General features: G+C 57.4%; 19 protein-coding genes. 16 read left to right on the top strand and 3 right to left on the bottom strand.

Translation table 11 applies throughout. From position 1 onward, the window contains the following. Positions 1-2 precede the first annotated feature (2 nt). On the bottom strand, positions 3-1,421 hold the full coding sequence (gene pyk / locus ACUZ9P_RS12995; protein ID WP_298993452.1) for a pyruvate kinase: 1,419 nt from the start codon (positions 1,419-1,421) through the stop codon (positions 3-5). Positions 1,422-1,803: 382 nt separating this feature from the next. Here pyk and ACUZ9P_RS12990 point away from each other — a divergent pair, with 382 nt between their 5' ends. The 16 genes from ACUZ9P_RS12990 (at position 1,804) to ACUZ9P_RS12915 (ending at position 20,373) form a co-directional block, all read left to right on the top strand. Beyond that, positions 1,804-2,250 carry a division/cell wall cluster transcriptional repressor MraZ gene (locus ACUZ9P_RS12990; RefSeq protein ID WP_298993454.1) on the top strand — a complete coding sequence of 149 codons (447 nt, stop codon included), beginning with the start codon at positions 1,804-1,806 and terminating at the stop codon, positions 2,248-2,250. Positions 2,251-2,258: 8 nt separating this feature from the next. Next, positions 2,259-3,242, top strand: coding sequence for a 16S rRNA (cytosine(1402)-N(4))-methyltransferase RsmH (gene rsmH, locus ACUZ9P_RS12985; protein ID WP_449250023.1), 984 nt, complete (start codon positions 2,259-2,261; stop codon positions 3,240-3,242). Further along, on the top strand, positions 3,239-3,544 hold the full coding sequence (locus ACUZ9P_RS12980) for a hypothetical protein (protein ID WP_298993459.1): 306 nt from the start codon (positions 3,239-3,241) through the stop codon (positions 3,542-3,544). The genes rsmH and ACUZ9P_RS12980 overlap by 4 nt, the downstream gene beginning before the upstream one ends. A gap of 91 nt (positions 3,545-3,635) precedes the next feature. Continuing rightward, positions 3,636-5,777, top strand: a complete 2,142-nt coding sequence (locus tag ACUZ9P_RS12975) for a penicillin-binding transpeptidase domain-containing protein (RefSeq protein ID WP_449250022.1) — start codon at positions 3,636-3,638, stop codon at positions 5,775-5,777. A gap of 115 nt (positions 5,778-5,892) precedes the next feature. Then, entirely contained in the window at positions 5,893-7,347 is a 1,455-nt protein-coding gene (locus ACUZ9P_RS12970; RefSeq protein ID WP_308587783.1) for a UDP-N-acetylmuramoyl-L-alanyl-D-glutamate--2,6-diaminopimelate ligase, read from the top strand. After that, the gene (locus ACUZ9P_RS12965; protein ID WP_449250021.1) at positions 7,338-8,786 is read left to right on the top strand and encodes a UDP-N-acetylmuramoyl-tripeptide--D-alanyl-D-alanine ligase; all 1,449 of its coding nucleotides are present in this window, start codon (positions 7,338-7,340) and stop codon (positions 8,784-8,786) included. Before ACUZ9P_RS12970 ends, ACUZ9P_RS12965 begins: the two co-directional genes overlap by 10 nt. 152 nt (positions 8,787-8,938) lie before the next feature. Beyond that, positions 8,939-10,015 carry a phospho-N-acetylmuramoyl-pentapeptide-transferase gene (mraY, locus tag ACUZ9P_RS12960; RefSeq protein WP_449250020.1) on the top strand — a complete coding sequence of 359 codons (1,077 nt, stop codon included), beginning with the start codon at positions 8,939-8,941 and terminating at the stop codon, positions 10,013-10,015. A gap of 11 nt (positions 10,016-10,026) precedes the next feature. Then, entirely contained in the window at positions 10,027-11,331 is a 1,305-nt protein-coding gene (gene murD, locus ACUZ9P_RS12955) for a UDP-N-acetylmuramoyl-L-alanine--D-glutamate ligase (protein WP_449250019.1), read from the top strand. Next, on the top strand, positions 11,328-12,506 hold the full coding sequence (gene ftsW / locus ACUZ9P_RS12950; protein WP_449250018.1) for a putative lipid II flippase FtsW: 1,179 nt from the start codon (positions 11,328-11,330) through the stop codon (positions 12,504-12,506). The genes murD and ftsW overlap by 4 nt, the downstream gene beginning before the upstream one ends. Continuing rightward, complete coding sequence (gene murG, locus ACUZ9P_RS12945) at positions 12,488-13,552, top strand: undecaprenyldiphospho-muramoylpentapeptide beta-N-acetylglucosaminyltransferase (protein ID WP_449250017.1); 1,065 nt, start codon at positions 12,488-12,490, stop codon at positions 13,550-13,552. The genes ftsW and murG overlap by 19 nt, the downstream gene beginning before the upstream one ends. Before the next feature lie 76 nt (positions 13,553-13,628). Further along, complete coding sequence (gene murC, locus ACUZ9P_RS12940; RefSeq protein ID WP_449250016.1) at positions 13,629-15,002, top strand: UDP-N-acetylmuramate--L-alanine ligase; 1,374 nt, start codon at positions 13,629-13,631, stop codon at positions 15,000-15,002. Next, on the top strand, positions 14,995-15,885 hold the full coding sequence (gene murB, locus ACUZ9P_RS12935) for a UDP-N-acetylmuramate dehydrogenase (RefSeq protein WP_449250015.1): 891 nt from the start codon (positions 14,995-14,997) through the stop codon (positions 15,883-15,885). Before murC ends, murB begins: the two co-directional genes overlap by 8 nt. Continuing rightward, the gene (locus ACUZ9P_RS12930; protein WP_449250014.1) at positions 15,870-16,754 is read left to right on the top strand and encodes a cell division protein FtsQ/DivIB; all 885 of its coding nucleotides are present in this window, start codon (positions 15,870-15,872) and stop codon (positions 16,752-16,754) included. The genes murB and ACUZ9P_RS12930 overlap by 16 nt, the downstream gene beginning before the upstream one ends. Positions 16,755-16,823: 69 nt before the next feature. Beyond that, positions 16,824-18,059, top strand: coding sequence for a cell division protein FtsA (gene ftsA / locus ACUZ9P_RS12925; RefSeq protein ID WP_022659333.1), 1,236 nt, complete (start codon positions 16,824-16,826; stop codon positions 18,057-18,059). A gap of 45 nt (positions 18,060-18,104) precedes the next feature. After that, on the top strand, positions 18,105-19,418 hold the full coding sequence (ftsZ, locus tag ACUZ9P_RS12920) for a cell division protein FtsZ (protein ID WP_449250013.1): 1,314 nt from the start codon (positions 18,105-18,107) through the stop codon (positions 19,416-19,418). Positions 19,419-20,025: 607 nt separating this feature from the next. Continuing rightward, positions 20,026-20,373, top strand: coding sequence for a DsrE family protein (locus ACUZ9P_RS12915; RefSeq protein WP_449250012.1), 348 nt, complete (start codon positions 20,026-20,028; stop codon positions 20,371-20,373). Between the two features lie 447 nt (positions 20,374-20,820). Here ACUZ9P_RS12915 and ACUZ9P_RS12910 read toward each other — a convergent pair whose 3' ends face one another. Together ACUZ9P_RS12910 and ACUZ9P_RS12905 are read right to left on the bottom strand one after the other, a co-directional pair. Continuing rightward, positions 20,821-21,087: an RNA recognition motif domain-containing protein gene (locus ACUZ9P_RS12910; protein WP_022659337.1), complete on the bottom strand. Its 267-nt coding sequence runs from the start codon at positions 21,085-21,087 to the stop codon at positions 20,821-20,823. A gap of 313 nt (positions 21,088-21,400) precedes the next feature. After that, complete coding sequence (locus ACUZ9P_RS12905; RefSeq protein WP_449250011.1) at positions 21,401-21,637, bottom strand: hypothetical protein; 237 nt, start codon at positions 21,635-21,637, stop codon at positions 21,401-21,403. Positions 21,638-21,702 lie beyond the last annotated feature (65 nt).

Raw genomic sequence — 21,702 nt, 5'->3', positions numbered from 1 at the left:
AGCTACTTCCAGTAAATTTTGACAAGGTTTGTACCACGGGGCGTGGCGGAAGACCCCTTGACCTGACCAGCGGTAATAACCGCGCAGTCGTCAGGTTCAAAATCAGGGCTGTTATGGATAAAGCTTTCGGCCCGGATAAGGTGGCTTGGTTCTTCCTGCGGGTTTTCCACAAAAACCGGCCTCACGCCCCAAACAAAGTTGAGCGCCTTGATGGAAACCGGGTCAGGCGTAAGCGCATAGATGCTTTGCGGGGGGCGGCGGGCAGAGACCTGCCGGGCCGAACTGCCCGAAAGACTGTGCGACACAATGGCCTTGGCCGAAGCCTTGTCTGCCAGCAGGCAGGCGGAGTAGGCCAGAAATTCAGGTATGCCCTTGTCGCTGTCCGGCTCTTCAAGCTTGCGGTTGAGCAGCAGCAGGCGTTCGGCTTCGTCCGTAATGCGGCGCATGTAACGCACCGTTTCAACGGGGAAGTTGCCCATGGCGGTTTCTTCCGAAAGCATCACGCAGTCCGCGCCGTCAAGCACGGCATTGGCCACGTCTGTGGTCTCCGCGCGGGTAGGGGCAGGGCTGTTGACCATGGAGAGCAGCATCTGCGTGGCAACAATAACCGGCTTGGAGGCCTTGTTGCATGCGCTGATGATGTGCTTTTGCAGCGCGGGCAGAAGGGGCAGGGGACATTCCACGCCAAGGTCGCCTCGAGCCACCATGACGACGTCTGTCTCGTGCAGAATTTCTGCAAGGTTGTCCACGGCGCTCTGCCGTTCAAGTTTGACGACCACGGGCAGGCTTTTGCCGGCAGCGGCGATAAGCTCCTTGGCTTCGCGCACGTCGTCCGCAGTCTGCACGTAGGAGATTGCCACTGCGTCCACGCCAAGCTTGAGGCCGTCCGCAAGGTCTTTTTTGTCCTTTTCCGTCAGGGCGCGCACCTTGGTGGCCTTGCCAGGCAGGGCCAGACCCTTGCGCGAGGTGACGATGCCGGAGTTGTCCGCCTTAAGCATCACGAGGCCGTCCGAGCGGCACTCAGTAACCACAAACTGAAGCCCGCCGTCAGCCAGCACCATGCGATCGCCGGGCTCGAGGCTTTCGAGGATCACATCGTGGTCAAAGGGCAGATAGGGGAAATCGTCCACATGGCGGTCACTGGGGCCGAGCAGCAGTTCCATGCCCTTGGTGACGGTTATGCTGGTTTCGGGCAGCACGCCAAGGCGAATTTTGGGGCCGGAAAGATCCTGCATGATGGTGATGGGCCGCCCGATGGCCGCTTCCACCTCACGGATGCTCTGGATAATGGTAACAAAGTCCGCTGCGCCGCCATGCGAAAAATTGAGGCGAAATACACTGACCCCGGCCTCGGCCAGTTCGTGCAATTTTTCTTTGCTGTTGGAAGCGGGACCGATAGTAGCGACAATTTTCGTTCTCATATCTGTTCCTTTTGGCTGAAACCGGTGGCGCAAGGGCGCAAAAATACAAAATTTACAGTTCCGGCTTGATCCAAATAGTCTTGGTTTTCCCGCATATTGTCAAGGCATTCGGCGCAAAAGCATTGAAACCGCGCCCATGTTGTCCGCCGGGTGGCTTTTTGCTTCTGGCGGCAATGATGGGCGTTATTTTTTGTCGTGCATTACCTGAGGGGGGGCAGTGGTAATTTGCCACTTTTTACCACTGCAAAAACGGGCGGAAACTGGATGGCTGATAGCCAGATAATTCGCAAATAAAGCCAATTTTGCGGCATTACTTGACACGGGGTGGGGCATGGGGCATAAGTGGGAAAAAGTGGTAACAAGTAGTAAGAAGTGGGAAAAAGTGAAAAAACTGTTCACAAAAAGCCTTTCCCGCAGCCTGGACCCCAAGGGGCGCCTCATGCTGCCGCCGGAATACCGCGAAGGACTCTGCGCGGACGGCGGCTCTGGGGTGTTTTGGCTTACTGCTTTTTACGGACGCCTGGTGGCCTATCTGCCCGCCGACTGGGACATGGTTACAGAACAGCTTGGCAGCATCCCCATGCCTTCACCCAGGCTTTCGCACTTCAAAACAAAGGTTATGGGCCTTGCCCAGGAACTTGAACCTGACGCCCAGGGGCGAGTGCGCATTCCGCAGGTGCTGATGCGCGAGGCGGGCTTGCATAAGGATGCAATGCTTGTGGGCATGCTGAACAAATTTGAAATCTGGGATCAGGAACGCTTCAACGCCCTCCAGCTTGAGGATGTGTCCGACGAGCTTTCCGGGCTTGGCATAACTCTCAGTCTATAGGCCGCACCATGACGGAAATTTTGGATAACATTGCTGAACCCGTGCGGCACGTGCCGGTGCTCCCGGCAGAAACGCTGGAGGCTCTTTCGCCCCGCGCCGGGGGCCGTTATCTGGACGGCACCCTGGGAATGGGCGGTCATGCCTCGGCAGTGCTCGGCACCGCCAGCGACATCGAACTGTGCGGCCTTGACCGGGATGAAGACGCCATGGCTCTTGCGCGTCAGCGCCTGGCCCCTTTTGGCAGCCGAGCCCATATTTTTCATTGCAATTACAGTAATTTCCCCGATGCGCTGGCGGAGCTGGGTTGGGACAAGGTGGACGGCGCGCTGCTGGATATCGGCGTGTCTTCGCTCCAGCTTGATGAGGCCGAACGCGGTTTCAGCTTTCACGGTGATGGCCCGCTCGATATGCGGATGGATCAGAATTCCGGCCAACCTTCTGCATGGCACTGGGTAAATCGCGAAAGTTTTGCCAGACTCAAGGAATGCATAGCCATGCTGGGCGAAGAACCACAGGCCGGGCGCATTGCCCGCGTTATTGTGGAATCGCGGCAGAAGGCCAGCATAGACACCACCGCAGAACTGGCGGCCCTGGTGGAAAAGGCCTACCCCGCGGCATGGCGGGCCAAGGCCCGTCGGCATCCGGCCACGCGCACCTTTCAGGCCTTGCGCATGGCCGTCAACGACGAACTGGGCGAATTGCGGCGTTTTCTTGATAACATACTAGCATATCTGCCCATTGGCGGCAGACTCGCCATTATTGCGTTTCATTCGCTTGAAGACCGCATGGTCAAACAGGCCATGCGCCATTGGGCAGAGGGCTGCCGCTGCCCGCGTCATGTGCCGGTATGCGTGTGCAATCATCAGCCTGAAGTGCGCATCCTGTTCAAAAAGCCCGTGACAGCCTCACCCGAAGAACTGGCCGTCAACCCTCGCTCCAGCAGCGCCAAGCTGCGCGCTGTGGAAAAAATAGCCGAGGGCACCGGATCATGAAGCGCAATACAGCCATGAACCAGCAACATGGGGGCAGGGGATGGCTGCTGGCGCTGGTTCTGGGGCTTCTGAGCTGCATGGTCATGGGCCTTGTGCTGGTGTGGAGCAACATTGAGCGCATGGACACAACCTATTTCATCAATATTCAGCAAAATACTGTTCGCGAACGGCGCGCCCTGAGGGCCAAGCTTGAAGTTGAGCGCGAACGGCTGCTTTCTCCCTATGAACTGCGGCGCAAGGCAGATGAGTTCGGTATGCGCGAACCCAAGCCCGGCCAAATTCGACGTATGGAACTACAGTAAAAACTCCGGAATGCTCCAATGCCTGACCAGTTAATGCTCAGGCCCGGAAAAAGCCCGGCGTCATCACGGCGACGCCCAGTTTGGAAACGCCATGTTCAAACTCAGCTCTCGCAAACGCAATGTCTCCAGCTCTGGCCCTGTCCGTGCCACCAAGCCGCAGACCACCCGCAACCTTGTCTCTTCGGGCAAGGGTGCGACTTCTCCGGCCTGGATGGGTAATGTGGACTGGGGCCGCGCCCGCATCAAGATAGTTGTCAGCATCTTCTGCATGCTGTGGGTCGGGCTGTGGGCGCGCGCATGGTATCTCCAGATGATGGAGGGGCCGCGCCTTGCAGAGCGCGCGCGTCGGCAGCATACGGCAACGGAGCTGGTTACCGGGCGTCGCGGCATGATCTTTGACCGCAACGGTCAGGTGCTGGCCCGCAGTGTGGAAGCAAAATCCATTTACGCCCGCCCGCAGGACATCACCGATTTTCAGGCCATGGCCAACACCCTTGGCCCCATTCTGGGCATGGAGCCGCAGAAGCTTTATGACGACCTGGCGCAGACCAAGCGCCGTTTTGTCTGGCTGAAGCGCAAGGTGGACGACTATACCGCCGAGGCCGTGCGCAAGGCCAACATTACCGGCATAGGCCTGAGCAAGGAATATGACCGCGTTTATCCCTTCAAGCACATGGCGGGGCAGCTTTTGGGCTTTGTGGGCCTTGACGACAAGGGGCTTGAAGGCATCGAGCGCTCGCTCGATGCGCGCCTTGGCTGCATTCCCACGCGCCAGATTGTGCAGCGCGATGCCATGGGCCGCCGTTTTTATCTGCACGAAGAAGGGCAGAGCGAACCGGTGGGGCAGGATCTGACCCTCACCATCGACATGCAGATCCAGTTTTTTGTTGAAGAAGCCGTGGCGCGTACCGTGCGGGAATACGATGCCCGCTGGGGCGGGGCGCTGGTGGTGGATGTGGCCTCGGGCGAAATTATGGCCTGGGCGCAGTATCCTTTCTTCAATCCTAACAACTACAAGGATTTTTCGCCGCTTGTTTACCGCAACAGGCTGGCTGCCGATGCCCTGGAACCGGGTTCCACATTCAAGCCCTTTGTGATGGCTGCCGCCATTCAGGAACGCAAGGTCACGCCCAACACACTCATCGACTGCGAAGGCGGCAAGTGGGTGACCAAAAACTTCACCATCCGCGATACTTCGCGTCAGGGAACATTGCCTGCGGCCAAGGTGCTGCGCTATTCGTCCAACATCGGCATGGCCAAGATCGGCCTGTCCATGGGCGCTCCTACCTTCTACAAATATATGCATGCGCTGGGCTTTGGACAGCGCACGGGCGTACCTGTGTCTGAAAGTCGTGGCATCCTGCGCGCCCCGCGCGACTGGAGCGAAGTGGACATCATGTCCACCTCGTTTGGCCAGAGTATTTCGGTGACGGGCCTCCAGATGGCGCAGGGCTACCTGACCCTGCTCAACAATGGCGTGTACAAGCCCCTGCGCCTCACGCGCGAAGACGGCGTGGTGGATGAGGTGCGCCCCCGCATTTATTCTGAAACCGCTGTGCGCGAAGTCATGCACATGATGCGCGATGTTGTTGAAGAACATGATGGTACAGGCAAGCGCGCACGTGTGGACGGCATTGACGTGGGCGGCAAGACCGGTACAGCCCAGAAGGCCGACCACAGGTCGGGCACTTACGGCAGCAAGCGTCTTGCTTCGTTTGTTGGCTTTTTCCCGGCAGACAAGCCCAAGTATTTTGTTATGGTCATGGTTGATGAACCTTCGCGCAACCAGTACGGCGGTGTTGTTGCCGCGCCCGTGTTCAAGGAAGTTGCTTCCCGCATGGTGTCGTATACGGGCATGTTTAACGAAACCAAGGTGGCGGAAGCGGATACAAAGGCAGCAACTGGCGAAGGCCCGTCCACCAAGACCCGTCAGCGCGGTCTCAAACTTGCCGCGCTGGAGGTTCCCTATGCAACCGACACCAGAAAGCTGGCCCCGCCGCAACAGGCCGAAGGCATGCGTTTGCCGGGGCATCTGGCCAAGGCCAGCAGCCGGGTGCCGGACGTGATGGGCAAATCTGTGCGCAATGCCGTTGAACTGTTTGCTCGTGCGGGCGTTGTGCCTGAACTCAAAGGCTCCGGCAGCAGAGTGGTCAAACAGACCCCTGCCCCCGGAGTGGCCTGGCCTGAAGAAGGCAAGGACATCGAATATATTCTCTGGCTTTCCGAACGGTAAGAACGGCAGGTTGCTTCCGGCTGGCGCACGCATGGCGCGCGGGGTTGCGGGTTGAATTGCGCGCGCCGCCGGGACTAAATTGGGGCATTTGCCCCGGTTATGCAGTGAGGTTGATATGGAACGGGAATTTGCAACCCTTCTTGAACAGTGCAGACGCGGCGGTATTGAAGTGCGCGTCGATTCTCGTCAGGTCAATTCCGGCGATATCTTTGTTGCCGTGCCTGGCGTTAACGAAGACGGGGCGCGTTTTATTCCCGCCGCAGTAGCCGCAGGGGCTTCCATTGTCGTTTGCCGCCCTGGCGGAGCGGAAGAAGCCGCTGCACTTGCTGGCGGCTGTCGCGTTGTGCATCATTCCGACCCGCGTGAGGCGCTCTGGCGTCTGGCAGAGGCCCGCTGGCGCACCAGCGAACTGCCGCTCAAGATCGTGGGCGTTACAGGCACCAACGGCAAGACCACCTGCTCCTATCTGCTCGAACAGCTCTTTGCGCAGGCTGGGCACAAGCTTGGCGTCATGGGCACGGTCAGCTACCGCTGGCCCGGTCATGCGGAAGCCGCGCCCCTCACTACGCCCGATGCCCTGAGCGTGCACGCCATGCTGGCCGCCATGGCCAAGGCGGGCGTGGATGTGGCGGTGATGGAAGTGTCCTCCCACGCCATTGATCAGCAGCGTGTCTGCGGCGTGCCGTTTTCCGGCGCAGCCTTTACCAATCTGACGCAGGATCATCTGGATTATCACAAGAGCATGGAAAGCTACTTCCAGGTCAAGGCCCGCCTGTTCCTGGAGCTGCCCCGGCCCGACAAGGCCATGGCTGTCAACGCCGATGACCCCTGGGGCCGCCGCCTGCTGGAGCTGTGCCCCACGGCGCTTTCCTTTGGCTTGCAGAAAGGCGCGCTGAACAAGCGTCACCTCTGGGGTGAGCTGCTTTCTGCCGGAACGGAGGGCTGCCACATGCGCATGCATCTTGAGGGCAGCAAGTGGGAACTTCGCTCGCCGTTGGTGGGCGCGTTCAACGCCTCCAATCTACTGGCCGTGCAGGCTGTTGCCCTTGAAATGGGCATAGAGCCAGATGCTTTCAAATCTCTTGAAAGTTTTACGGGCGTGAGCGGGCGGCTTGAACGTGTGGAAAATCCCCAAGGATTAAATGTATTTGTCGACTATGCCCACACGCCGGACGCGCTGGAAAACGTTTTGCAGGCCCTGCGGGGGGCTGGATTCAAACGCGTTGTTACTGTATTTGGCTGCGGCGGCAATCGTGACCGCACCAAGCGCCCCCTCATGGGCGAGGCTGTTGCCCGCTGGTCTGACGTGGCAGTGCTGACCTCTGACAACCCGCGTTTCGAAGAGCCGGAAGCCATTTTGCAGGATGTTCTGCCTGGTTTGAAATCCGCCCGCGAAGTTGTGGTTGAGGTTGACCGCCGCGCAGCTACCATCAAGGCGCTGAAAATGCTCGGCAAGGACGATGCATTGCTTATTGCAGGCAAAGGCCATGAGGATTATCAGATCATCCAGGGTGTCAAACACCACTATAGCGACCAGGAAGTAGTTAGGGAGTTTCTTCATTGCGACTGACCTACAATGAAATAGCGGCCCGTCTGGGCCTGAGCGCCCTTGAGAGCGACATTGCGCTGACCGCCACAGTGACGGACAGCCGCGAGGCCGCGCCCGGGGCTCTCTTTGTCTGCATCCCCGGCAGCAGGGTGGACGGGCATGACTATGTGCCTGCCGCCGTAGAGCTTGGGGCTTCTGCCGTGCTGGCCTCCCGGGCGCTGCCCGATGCGGGTGTGCCCGTGCTGGTTGTGGAAGATACGGTCAAGGCCCTTGGCAGCATAGCCGCCATGTGGCGCGACAAAACAACTGCCAGGGTTGTGGGCGTTACCGGCACTGCGGGCAAGACAACGCTCAAGGAAGTGCTGGCTCAGGTGCTTTCCGTGCGCGGCAAAACCGCCAAAAACGCCCTGAACAACAACAACCAGATCGGCATGCCCCGCGCCATGCTCGCCACCGACGGCGATGAAAATTTTTGGGTCATGGAGGCTGGCATCAGCCATGAGGGCGACATGGAAGAACTGTCGTCCGTCATGCGCCCTGACATTGGCCTTATACTTAACGTCGGCGCCGGGCATACAGAGGGACTTGGCAGCAAGGGCGTGGCCTGGCACAAATCGCGCCTGCTCACAAATCTTGCCCCCAAGGGCATCGGCCTTGTGTGCGCCGATTATCCCGAACTTGTGCGCGAGGCCAGAGCCACCGGCGCGGAACTGCATTTTTTCAGCGCCGCAGGCAGGGCTGTGGAGTACCGCGCCTCTTACGCAGGGCCAGCGCCCGCACAGGCCGACAGCCGCGATGATGCCGCAACGGGCGTTGACGCGCCGGACGACAGGCGCGGTCTGTACCATCTCTGGCTTGACGGCGCGCGTTGCGACGTTACCGCTCCTTTCAGGGGAGAGTACGGCGCGGAAAATGTTATAGCCGTTGCCGCCGCCGCCCATCTGCTGGGCTTGAGCACTGCGGAAATTGCTCAGGGGCTGGCTCAGAGCGAGCTGCCCGTGCAGCGGTTCAACCAGGCGCGCGTGGGCAAATGGCTGCTTATTGACGATACCTATAATGCCAATCCGCTTTCCATGCGTCGCATGCTTGATGCTGCGGCAGAGCGCGCCGCTGGCAGGCTTTTTGTGCCTGTGCTCGGCGAAATGCTCGAGCTTGGGCCGCAGGCCGAGGCAGAGCACGAGGCCCTTGGCAAACACCTGGCTGAACTTAAACCTGCGGCAGTATTCTGGAAAGGCGGCCATGGCGAAAATATCCGCGCCGGGCTGACCTGTGGGGGCTATACAGGGCCGTGGTTCGAGGTGTATGACGCTGCGGCCTTTGCTGCTGCATGGGGCGAATTGACGAGCAATGGGTTTGCCGAAAACAAAACCGGCGGCGTGGCCCTGTTCAAGGGATCACGCGGCAACAGGCTGGAATGCCTGCTCCAGACTCTCACAGAGCCGGAGGCCGTGCGGGGCTGAGGGCCAAGATCAAAAACGCCGCCTGCTGGAGCGTTGCATACTTGAAACGGGCGTTGGCGGATTATTCCGCTCAAGCTCCGATTTCATGGTTTAACTGCTTTAAAGAACGGGCATAACGGTCTGAACACGACCAAAAGAACGGATTACGCTGCATGTTCTATAATCTTTTTGTCCCCCTTGCGTCCGAATGGACGGTATTCAACGTTTTTCGGTACATTAGCTTCCGCTCGTTGGCTGCGCTCATCACTGCTCTTGTGCTTTCTATTCTCATTGGTCCCCGTTTTATCGGCTGGCTCCGCAGCCTCAAATGCGGCCAGTATATTCATGAAGACGTTGCCGCCCACGCCTGCAAGGCCGGTACCCCCACCATGGGCGGTCTGCTCATGCTGTTTGCGCTCAGCATCAGCCTGCTGTTGTGGTCTGATTTGACAAATCCCTATATCTGGCAGGCTTTTCTTGTTTTTGCAGGTTTCGGAGCCGTTGGCTTCTGGGACGACATCACCAAGTTGCGTCACCACAAAAACAAGGGGATTTCCGGCAGGTCCAAAATGGCGGGGCAACTTGTCGTTGCCTGCGCGGCAATGGTGCTGCTCTATATCAATCCCGATTACAGCAGCAAGCTGACCATTCCTTTTCTGAAAGAAGTTACCTTTGATCTGGGCTGGTTTTATCTGCCCTTTGGCGTGTTTGTCATGGTGGCCTCTTCCAACGCCGTCAATCTGACGGATGGACTGGACGGTCTTGCCATCGGGCCTTCCATTGTGGCTTGCCTTGTTTTTTCCATCTTCATCTATATCACGGGCAACGCCCGCTTTGCCGGATATCTGCTGCTGCCCTACATGCCCGGCGTGGGCGAGGTCACAGTGTTCTGCGCGGCGCTTGTGGGCGCGGGCCTTGGTTTTTTGTGGTTCAACGCCTATCCGGCCCAGGTATTCATGGGCGATGTGGGTTCGCTTTCGCTTGGCGGCGTGCTGGGCTATCTGGCCCTGCTGTGCAAGCAGGAACTTGTTCTTTCAGTGGTGGGCGGCCTTTTTGTGGCCGAAACGCTTTCGGTCATTCTACAGGTCGGCTACTTCCGCTGGACTGGCGGCAAACGTATTTTCCGCATGGCACCCTTGCACCATCATTTTGAGCTCAAGGGCGTGCCTGAATCCAAGATCATCATCCGGTTCTGGATAACTTCCATCCTGTTGGGCCTTGTGGCGCTTTCTGTTCTGAAGCTGCGCTGAGGAGAGGGGATATGGCACTGGAGAAAAATCGCGGCAGACGTATTGAACCCGGCGAACTGGCAGTTGTTGTGGGCGCGGGCCGTTCAGGCCTTGCCGCCGCCCGGCTGCTGCGGCGCGCCGGGGCGAGGGTTCGGCTACTGGACAGCAACCTCAAGGCGCTGGCCGGAAGGGAAGTGCTCTCCGCTGAACTTGCGGCCCTTGGCATTGACGTGCAGCTTGGCGAGCATTCTGCGGCGCAGTTTGCAGGCGCGGCCTTTGTGGTGCCCAGCCCTGGCATGCCTGTAGCCAGGCTTGCAGGGCTGGTGGACACGCAGGTTTCTGAAATTCTGGCCGAAATGGAACTGGCCTGGCGTTACCTTGATGACGAGCCAGTGCTGGCCATAACCGGCACCAGCGGCAAAACCACCACGGCCTCTCTGGCTGCCGCCATGCTGCACGAGCAGGGCTATTCCGTGTTTTTGGGCGGCAACATCGGGACACCGCTTTCGGAATATGTTCTCGGCGGCAAAAAAGCCGATGTGCTTGTGCTTGAGATCTCCAGCTTCCAGTTGCAGGCCTGCACCACTTTTTGTCCGCGCGCGGGTATCCTGCTCAACATCACGCCCAACCATCTTGATTACCATAAGGACATGGCGGAATACACCGAGGCCAAGTTCCGCCTCTTCCGCTGTCAGGACGAAGGCGATCTGGCTGTACTGGGCGAAGACCTGCAAGCGCTGGCTGACGCTCATCGCCTCAAGGCACGCAAGGTTTTTGTAAAGGCCACTGACCGTTTTCCCACAAGCTGCCTCATGGGCGCGCACAACCGTATTAATGAAGAAGCCGCGTGGCAGGCCTGCCGCCTTTTTGGCGTGACGGAAGCCAGCGCGACCAAGGCCGTTGAGCGCTTTCAGCCTTTGCCGCACCGTCTTGAGCGTGTGCGCGAGCTTGTCGGCGTGCTGTACGTCAATGATTCCAAATGCACCACGGTTTCCGCCCTTCAGGTGGCGCTGGAGGCTTTTGACCGCCCTGTGCGGCTGCTCTGCGGCGGCAAGTTCAAGGGCGGCGATCTGGCCGGGCTTGTAGATCTGCTGCGCGCCAAAGTGCAGGAAGTTGTGCTTTTTGGGGCCAGCCGTGAGCATTTTGAAAAGGCCTGGCAGGGAATCGTGCCCATAAGCTGGCACGAAACAATGGAACCGGCAGTGCGTTTTGCCTCGGCAAATGCCAAAAGCGGCGACGTTGTGCTGCTTGCGCCCGCCACCTCCAGCTATGACCTGTACAAAAATTATGAACAGCGCGGTGAAGACTTCAAACAGATTGTGGGTAAGCTGTCATGAAGAACATCTTCAGCGGTAAGGAAAAAGCGCCCAAGGTAAACAGCGCCATGGCGAGGGCCACGGAAGAAGGGCCGTTCGCGCCCTTTGACTGGTGGCTTTTCACCATCATGCTGATTATCCTTTCCATTGGTCTTGTGATGGTGCTTTCGGCCAGCGGCATCGTGGCGGAGCAGGTCAACGGCGACAAATACTTTTTCTTCAAGCGTCAGGTCATTTTTGCCCTTTGCGGCGGCGTTGCACTGTGGAGCGCGGCCCTCCTGCCAAGGCACTGGCTGTACCGCCTGCAGTATCCGGCGCTCTTTCTTGCGCTGCTCCTGCTGCTGGTGACGCTCTCGCCCCTTACCCCTGCCATCAACGGTGCAAAACGCTGGATCCCGCTGGGTTTTATCTCCATTCAGCCCATGGAGTTCGTCAAAATTGCGCTGGCGCTGTACCTTGCGTATTTCATGAGTTCCAAGCAGGAGCTTATCAAGACGTTCAGCCGGGGCGTCATTCCTCCCTTTGCCGTCACGGGGCTATTCTGCTTTTTACTGCTTTTGCAGCCTGACTTCGGCAGCGCCGTCGTTCTGGCAAGTATTCTGTTTTTCATGTGCGTGGCGGGCGGCACCCGCTTTGTCTATCTGTTCTTTTCGGTGGCGCTCGCATGCGGCGGCGCTATGGCGCTGGCCATTTCTTCGCCCTATCGTCTGCGCCGTCTGCTGGCCTTTCTTGATCCTTTTCAGGATGCGCACAACACGGGCTACCAGCTTGTGCAGTCATTGCTGGCCATTGGTTCGGGCAGCTTCTTTGGCGTAGGCGTTGGCGCAAGCAAGCAGAAGATGTTTTATCTGCCTGAAGCGCACAACGACTTTATTATGGCCGTGCTTGCCGAAGAAATGGGCTTTGTGGGCGTAAGCGCGGTGATGATTCTGTTTGCGCTGCTTTTTTGGCGCTGCTACAAAATCATCATGGGGCAGCGCAATCTGCGCGACCGCTTTACCGCATTCGGCATTACCACCATTCTTGCAATGGGTTCGGTCATGAATCTGGCCGTGGTCATGGGGGTTGCGCCGCCCAAGGGCGTGCCCATGCCCCTCATGAGTTACGGCGGCAGTAACCTTTTGGCCACCATGCTGTGCGTGGGCCTGCTCATGAACTTTTCAAGGACGGCGGACACATGGACAACATCATCCTGACGACCGGCGGCACGGGCGGGCATATCTTTCCGGCATTGTCTGTGGCAGAGGAATTGCGGCGTCGCAATCCCAATGCCAACTTGCTGTTTGTGGGCTCGCTCTACGGGCCGGAAGAACGGTTGATGCGTCAGGCGGGCATTCCCTTTGAGGGGCTGCCTGTGCGCGGCCTTTTGGGGCGCGGCTTCAAGGCTGTGGGCGCAGGCGCGCAGATGGCTCTTGCCGTGGGCAAGGCCGTGGGCATTCTGCGCCGGTTCAAGCCCGATGTTGTGGCTGGATTCGGCGGGTATGCCGCATTTGCGCCCATGCTGGCCGCACGTATTCTTGGCGTGCCCGGCGTGCTGCACGAGCAGAACGCCATAGCCGGGGCCAGCAACCGTTTTCTGGCACGGCTTGCGCGGCGCGTGTGCATTTCGCTGCCCAATACAAGCGGCTTTGATATGAAAAAATGCGTGTTTACGGGCAACCCTGTGCGGGCGGCTGTAAGCGCGGTGGGGCAGGTGGATCGCCACCGGCAGACGCGCCGTCTGCTGGTCATGGGCGGTTCGCAGGGCGCGCATGCGCTCAATGCCTTTATGCTTGAGAATCTGGCGGAATTTCGCGGTGCCGGGGTGGAAATTCGCCACCAAACCGGCATAACCGATGAGGGCAGTGTGCGCGCGGCCTATATGGCGGCGGGGTATGCCCCCGAATGTGTTTCCGCTTTTATTGACGACATGGCCGGGGCCTATGCCTGGGCCGACGTGGCCCTGTGCCGCGCCGGGGCCAGCACTGTGGCGGAGCTTTGCGCCGCAGGCCTGCCCTCGGTTCTTGTGCCTTTTCCCTATGCCATTCACGATCACCAGACCCGCAACGCCGAGGTGCTGACTCGCAGCGGCGCTGCCGTACTGGTGCCTGAAGGACGCATGGCCGTGCAGGGAATGTCTGACATTCTGCTGCGGCTCCTGACCATGCCCGGCGAACGCGAACCCATGGCCGCAGCCGCGCTTGCCGCTGCCCGGCCTGACGCGGCAGCGCGCGTGGTCGCCGTTCTGGAACAAACAGCGTAAACAGGGCTCCAGCATCCAACTATCCCAGGGTGAATTCAACCCTTTAAATTATCTAGACTTTCTTTAAAGGTAGAGCATGAACAGCAAGATTCGGCGTATTCATATGGTGGGCATTGGCGGCGCGGGTATGAGCGGCATTGCCGAGGTTCTTCTCAATCAGGGCTACGAAGTTTCCGGCTCTGACATGAGTGATTCTGCCGTTGTGCGTCATTTGCGCGACCTTGGCGCACTCGTTGCCGTGGGCCATGCAGCGGAAAACGTGGGCGATGTTCAGGTACTGGTTAAGTCCACCGCCATCAACGATGAAAATCCAGAGCTTATTGAAGCCCGCCGCCGCAATATTGCCATAATCCCCCGTGCCGAAATGCTGGCTGAGCTGATGCGTTTGCGACAGGGCATTGCCATTGCCGGTACGCATGGCAAGACTACTACAACATCACTTACTGCATCTATCTTTGATACTGCGGAGCTTGATCCTACAGTTATTATTGGCGGCAGGCTCAACGCTTATGGCACCAACGCGCATCTTGGCCACGGAGAATATCTGATAGCCGAAGCCGACGAGTCTGACGGCTCCTTCCTGTGTCTTCTGCCCATCATCAATGTTGTGACCAACGTGGACGAAGACCATCTGGATCACTACAAAACCCGGCAGGGCATTGATGACGCCTTTGTGCAGTTCATGAACAATGTACCCTTTTATGGCCTGAACATTGTCTGCGGCGACGACCCCGGCGTGCGCGCCCTGCTTGCCCGTGTGAAACGCCCTGTGCTTACCTACGGCTTTGCGGAGGACAACGTGCTGCGCGCCGTACCGCTTGAATGCGGCGTGCGCAACAACTTTGAAGTGTGGCGCAATGGCGTCAAGCTCGGTCAGGTCAGCCTGCCGCAGCCGGGCCGCCACAATATGCTTAACGCTCTGGCCGCCATTGGCGCGGCTATGGAAGTGGACATCAGCTTTGAAAAATGCGCCGAGGGCCTGAACGGTTTTGGCGGCGTGGGGCGGCGCTTTGAATTCAAAGGCGAGAAGGGCGGTGTAACCGTGGTTGACGATTACGGTCATCACCCGGCGGAAATTGCGGCTACTCTTGCAACGGCGCGGCAGGTCTTTCCTGGTCGGCGCATAGTGGCGGCTTTTCAGCCGCACCGATTCAGCCGCACGCAGGCCCATTTTGGCGAGTTCTGCAAGGTTTTTGACAATGTGGATCAGCTGCTTCTCACCGAAATTTACGCCGCGTCTGAAAAGCCCATCCCTGGCGTTTCGGGCCAGAGTCTCGCTCAGGGCATCCGTCAGGTTTCCACCACGCCGGTGGAATACTATCAGACCCTGAATGACCTTGCCGCAGCCCTGCCCAATGTGCTGCGCGAGGGCGATGTGCTGTTGACCCTCGGCGCTGGCAGCATCACCCGCCTTGGCCCTGCGTGGCTGGAGGGACAAGACCATGCGTGAGATGCCCGCTCCTTTTCTTGCCCCCCGCACCACGCTGAGAGTGGGGGGCACCGCCATTGCGGAAATAATACTCGAGCGGAGTGAAGACCTTTATCTGTTGCCAGATAAACTCAAGGCCCTTGGCGGCACACCTTTGGTACTGGGTGCGGGCAGCAATATTCTTGCGCAGGACGGCGAATTGCCGCTGGTTCTGATTCGCCCGTTTTTCAATGATGGCCCGGTCATTGTGGGCGAGCACAAGGGCAAGGTTCTTGTGCGTGCGGGAGCGGGCGTTCCTATGGCCCGGCTGCTGCGTTTTTGCGCTGTAAACGGGCTTTCCGGCCTTGAGGGGCTGGTGGGGATACCCGGCAGCGTGGGCGGGGCTGTTGCCATGAATGCAGGCTCCCATGGTGCGGAAACATGTAAAAATATTTATAACATTCAGTTGTTTGCAGATAACACCATTGAGTGCATCAACGGAAATGCACTGCAATACGGCTATCGTACTCTCAAAATTAACGGGAAAAAGAATGATTTTATCGTCTTGGAAGCCACATTTGGCTTGACCGTTGCGGAAAGGGATGGCATCTGTAATTGCATGCGTCACAACTTTTTTAAGAAAAAGTCTAAACAACCTGTGACGGCCTGGAGCGCGGGGTGCGTATTCAAAAACCCCACGCCGGAAATGTCTGCCGGGAGGCTTCTTGACGAGGCTGGTTTCAAGGGCAGACAGCTTGGGGGAATGGCCTTTTCAACCCTGCATGCAAATTTTTTGATTAATGAAGGCAAGGGCAGCGCCACGGCGGCCTTGGCCTTGTTGCAAGAGGCCCGGCAAGCTGTGCGGCAACGGTTTGGCATTGAGCTTGAACCGGAGGTCAGGATAGTGCCATGCCCCTTGCCCTGAAAAAAAGCGGACGTAAAGCCCGTAACTCCTACACACGAGCATCTGCCCCGGTAAAGAAAAGCGGCGGCGGATCAAAAGTGCGTGCGGGTGGGGTTATCGCGGGGATTTTCAAGAAGCTCAAGGGCTTCAGCGGGCTGAAAAGCCTTGCCGCGCTGACTCTGCTGCTGGCCTGCCTGGGGCTGATTCTTGCGGGTGTGTGTTATTCATCGCTCTGGCTCTACAACAAGGCCATAACCAGCGACTTTTTCACCACCCGTCATGTTGACGTGACCGGTAATGTGCGTCTCTCGCACGACATGGTGCTGCAATACGGCGGCATACGCGAGGGAGACAACAGCCTTGCGGTCAGCATTGCAAAGGTTGAAAGAAACCTGCGCAAGACACCCTGGGTTGAAGAAGTCTCTGTTAAGCGCCTTCTGCCGGACAGGTTTGTTATACGCCTGAAAGAACGGTTGCCTTCTTTTTGGGTGCATAAAGACGGGGTGCTGTATTACGCCAACGAGCTTGGCGAAATTATAGCGCCGGTTGAGAGCAAGAATTTTCTTTCGCTGCCCACCTTGCGTGTTGATCAGGGGGCAGAAGACGCCATGCCATACCTGACGCGCCTGATGAAGGGTATGCAAAGCGGTTTGCTGCCTATAGAGGCGGGGGCGGTTTCGTCCGTCAGCGTGAGCCCCGGCAAGGGCATTGAAATTTATCTTGAAGACAGGGAGATGCGGCTTTCCATCGCAACTGACGATTGGGAGGGCAATCTTTCCCGGTTGAGTCTGACCCTGGGCGATCTGGCCCGCAGACACGAACTGCGCAATGTTCGCGAGATTCGATCTGTTAACGGCAATGTTTGGGTTTTACTTAACCAGCCAGCGTAAGAAACTTGCGGCATGCGCCAGAGTGGCATGCCGTAGCGACCCGGAGACAGGCGTTTTGAGGAGAATGGCATGAATAAGTCCGAGCTCATCGTTGGCCTCGACATCGGCACCACAAAGATATGCGCTGTGGTGGGCGAGCTGTCGGAGTCGGGTCTTGTAGATGTGGTGGGCATCGGCACCAGTGTTTCCACTGGTTTGCGTAAGGGCGTGGTGGTCAACATTGAGCAGACCGTCCAGTCCATCCGCAAGGCCGTGGAAGATGCGGAACTCATGGCGGGCTGCGAAATCCACTCGGTGTACGTGGGGATTGCAGGCAGCCACATCATGGGCATCAACAGTCACGGCGTGATTGCCGTCAAGGGCGGCGAGGTTGCGCAGCGCGACATTGAGCGCGCACTTGACGCCGCCAGGGCGGTGGCCATTCCTGCCGACCGAGAGGTCATCCATATTCTGCCTCAGGAATACATTGTTGATAACCAGCGCGGCATTGCCGACCCGCTTGGCATGGCTGGCGTACGCCTTGAAGTGAAGGTGCACATTGTTACGGGCGCTGTTTCTTCAGCCCAGAACATTGTGCGCTCGTGCCACCGTAGCCAGCTTGAAGTTGCCGATATTGCCCTTGAGTCGCTGGCATCGGCCAAAGCTGTGCTGACAGAAGAAGAACGCGAAATTGGCGTGGCTCTTGTTGATTTGGGCGGCGGCACCACTGATATCGCCGTTTTTGCCAATGATGCCATCAAGCACACGGCTGTTCTGGCGCTCGGCGGGCAGAACCTTTCCAACGACATTGCCTTTGGTCTGCGTACTCCCATCGCCTCTGCCGAAAAAATCAAGCTCAAGTATGGTTGCGCCCTTGCCGACCTTGTGCGCAACGATGAGTTTATTGAAGTTCCCAGTGTGGGGGGGCGCGAGCCACGCAGGCTTTCGCGTCAGGTGCTGGCCGAAATATGCGAACCCCGCATGGAAGAAATTCTTTACCTTGTGGATCAGACCCTCGTGCGCTCCGGCTACAAGGACATGATCGGCGCAGGTGTTGTGCTCACGGGCGGCACGGCGCTGATTGAAGGCTGCCAGGAACTGGGCGAACAGATTTTCAATCTGCCCACGCGCATTGGCTACCCGCGCAACATCGGGGGCCTGAAAGACGTGGTCAACAGCCCCAAGTTTTCCACAGCGGTCGGACTGTTGCGTTACGGCGCGGAAAAAGAACTTTCCGGCCAGAAAAAATTTACCACACGTAGTGAAAGCGGCGTTTTTGACGGAGTGCTTTCGCGAATGAAAAAGTGGTTTGCGGACATTTCATAACAACCTCAAGCGGGCATTTTGAGGATAGCACAGAGGAGAGGTGTAATGGCTCAGTCTATCGTTGATGATATCGATACCTCGTTGGCCAGCAATGCCAAGATCAAAGTTATTGGCGTAGGTGGCGGCGGCGGTAACGCAGTGCAGAACATGATTGCCTCTGGCCTGCGCGGAGTGCAGTTTGTTTGCGCCAACACCGATGTGCAGGCGCTGAACAAGAACGGCGCCTCCGTTAAGGTGCAGCTTGGCGAAAAGCTCACCAAGGGCCTTGGCGCTGGCGCCAACCCCGCCATTGGCCGCGAGGCGGCGGTGGAAAGCGTTGGCAGTATTCGTGAAGCCATCGGCGATGCCGATATGGTTTTTGTTACCGCTGGCATGGGCGGCGGCACCGGTACCGGCGCTGCTCCTGTGGTTGCTCAGGCTGCCAAGGAAATGGGCGTCCTCACCGTGGGTGTTGTGACCAAGCCCTTCAGTTTTGAAGGTGCCAAGCGCAAACGTGCGGCGGAAGCCGGACTTGAAGAGTTCAAGCAGCATGTGGACTGCCTGATCACCATCCCCAATGACCGTCTGCTTGCCTTTGCCCCCAAGAAGGCTCCTTTCTCCGAAATGCTTCAGAAGGCCAATGATGTGCTGTACTACGCCGTCAAGGGTATTTCTGACGTCATTGTGGGTGAAGGCCTCATCAATCTCGACTTTGCAGACGTGCGTACCACCATGGCCGAAGCCGGTATGGCCCTGATGGGCACGGGCATCGCCTCTGGTGAAAACCGCGCCCGCGAGGCCGCCCAACGCGCCATCATGAGCCCGCTGCTTGAAGATGTTTCGCTTGAGGGCGCCAAGGCGGTTCTGTACAACATCACCGCCCCCACAGACATCACTGCCGAGGAAATTGCCGAAATCGGCGACATCATCGGCGATGCCACGCCTGAAGAAGCCAACATCATCTTTGGTGTTGTGTTTGACGACAATATCGGCGACGAAATCCGTCTTACTGTTATTGCCACCGGCATTGACTCCCCTCAGGCTATTCAGCCCGTGCAGGCTCCTGCGGCCACTGTCACCAACTTCCGCAAGCCCGGCCCTGACGCCGTGGTTGCCGAACCGCGCCGCATGAATTCCCGCGCAGCCCAGCAGAGCATGATGGACGAGCAGGAACGCGCCGAGTCGCGTTTGCCGCAGTCTCCTCGCCGCACCGAGGTGGAGCGCTGGTACGATGAAAACAGTAATCGTCCTCCCTATCTGCTCAAGCGTGAAGTTGTAGGCCAGCCGCGCCGCCGTGCGCATAACCCCGGCCACGAAGACTTCACCTATGATGAGGATGATTTTGAAATTCCTACCTTCATTCGCACTCAGGCCGACTAATACGGTTGTTGCCTGAGCGCACTGGCAGAATGCCTTTCTGCCATGAAGGCCCATGATTTTCAGGGCTTGCCTCTTCGGCCCTGAAATGCCCGCCGGGAGGCCCATTGGGGGCCTCCCAGAGCTGGGCGTAAATGTCCGCTATAGTCCGTGAGACCTAGGTTTCACGGACTTTTTTGTTGGGAAACTGTCCACGGGATTCCGTTCACCTTCAAAATAGACTGGACTAGTGCTGCATTCCAACAGTATTTGATAAAGAAGTCTGAGAATTGGTGATAACAGCAGCGCCCTTGCACTGCGTGATCGGCATTGGTATGCCCATGAACAAGACATCTGGATGTTATCTAAAGCGTAGTTTTGCGCATGGCCGCTAGTCAGAGCGGTGCGTGGAAACGCTGCGAACATGCATCAACTTTTGCAGTCCATGTCGCTGGCACAGAATTTCTTTTCATATCTGGAAAAATATTGGGCTATTTTGTGCGTTACGAAGATATGCTTGTGTGCATCTGTGCGCTTGCCATGGCTAAGAGGGCACTGACAGGTATCTGTTTATCCTTGTAAGGGCTCTACTACACGGCTTGCCTAACTCTTTGACCGATGAGGTATATCCATGAGCAAAAAATGTCTACATATCTTGTGGGTTAACGATAACCCCGTCACCGCTGAGAATATGGTCTTTATGTATGCCACAAATTCCCTCCTGAAAGGCTGGTGGGAAGAAGTGCATCTGATTCTTTGGGGGGCAACGGTCAAATTGATTTGTGAAGACGTGAAGTTGCAGGGTCTCCTTAAAAAATTTCATGATGCTGGCGGGCATGTTTCAGCATGCAGAAAGTGCGCTGAAAATCTCGGTCTCTTTGAGCAACTAGAAAAGCTGGAAGGTGTTGATGAAGTCTTTTACATTGGGGAGGCGTTTACGAAAATCCTCAAGGATGACGAAAAGCTTATTACCATCTAGCTCCAGCCGAATAATTAGGGCCTGTCCACGGCAAGTGTTCCACTGATCAGGCTGGCAGCTCTACGTTTGTTTTTTGCGGCGCGGCTGGCCTGTGGAGTCAAAACCTCGTGATGCCAGGGTACGGATTTTCGCAGCGTATGGATTAACCCGAGCAGCTTTCACGACAAAAGGATGCTCTTGGTGGGTGCATGGCGATCAAGCATATTTTGACAATTTTGCGGTGCATGTTTTTGCCGCAGCGGCGCAATGCTTGTCCGCACTGCGGCGGCATCCGTTGCATTGGCGCATGCCAGTTCAACGCTTCTGAGTCTGGCGCTGTGGTTGGGCAAGAGAGCAAAAAGCAGAAAACGTCGGGCGCGAGTGAGGGCAAGAAAGATTAAAACAGTTTATGGTTACAAAAAAAGGCCGCTGCGTGAGCAGCGGCCTTTTTTCAAGGAAATTTGTGGTCTACCAGCGGCGGGGCGCGGGGCGACGTTCTTCGGCCTGATTGATGCGCAGGGTGCGGCCGCCAAAGTCAACGCCGTTCAGGGCTTCAATGGCCTTGTGGGCGTCGGCTTCGTCCATTTCAACAAAACCGAAACCACGGGGGCGGCCAGTTTCGCGATCCATGATGAGCTTGACGGAAAGGGCTTCGCCGTAGGGGGCGAACAGGGCTTCAATGCCTTCCTGGGTGGCGGAAAAAGGCAGATTGCCGACATAAATGGAAACAGCCATAACGACTCCGTTGTTGAGGTGGGTAAACTTTCCGCTTGAAGCCTTACCCACGCAAAGTCTCTGGCAAAAAGAAATACTGCACCCTATGAATAAGGGCGAACAGTACTGTTAAGCAAAAAAATCGTCAAGTATTATCTGCATTGGCTTCAAAAATGATTGCCAAACGATAAAAACTGACTGAACTGCTCCGCATTAGGTGGTATTTTTACATTCCTGTTCGTGCATTATTCTGCTGTTAGCTGATTACGCACTCAATAGCGCATTAATCTAAACTGTAAAAGGCCGGTTTAACCGGCCTTTTTGACAGCAAGAATTAGATTGCCTGCGTCTTTTTCTTTGCAGGAGATTTCTTTGCCTTGGCGGGAGCCTTGGCAGAAACTTTTTTTGCTTTGGCTGGAGCCTTCACCTTGCTGGCCTTGCTGGCTTTGGGTGCCTTGGTTCCACTTGCAACAGTTGCCGGAGCGGTGTTAGCAGCGTTGGCTTCAGTGCTGAAGAGGCAGGGAGCGGTCATCAGCGAAAGGGCCACGGCAGCCATAAGGAGCTTTTTCATGTTCGTATCCGTTTCTTCTGGTTATGCCACATCTACAACAATATGGCTGTACGTCTATGGCATGA

This window comes from Desulfovibrio intestinivivus (assembly GCF_053570665.1).
This window is presented reverse-complemented; position numbering and strand designations above follow the sequence as displayed.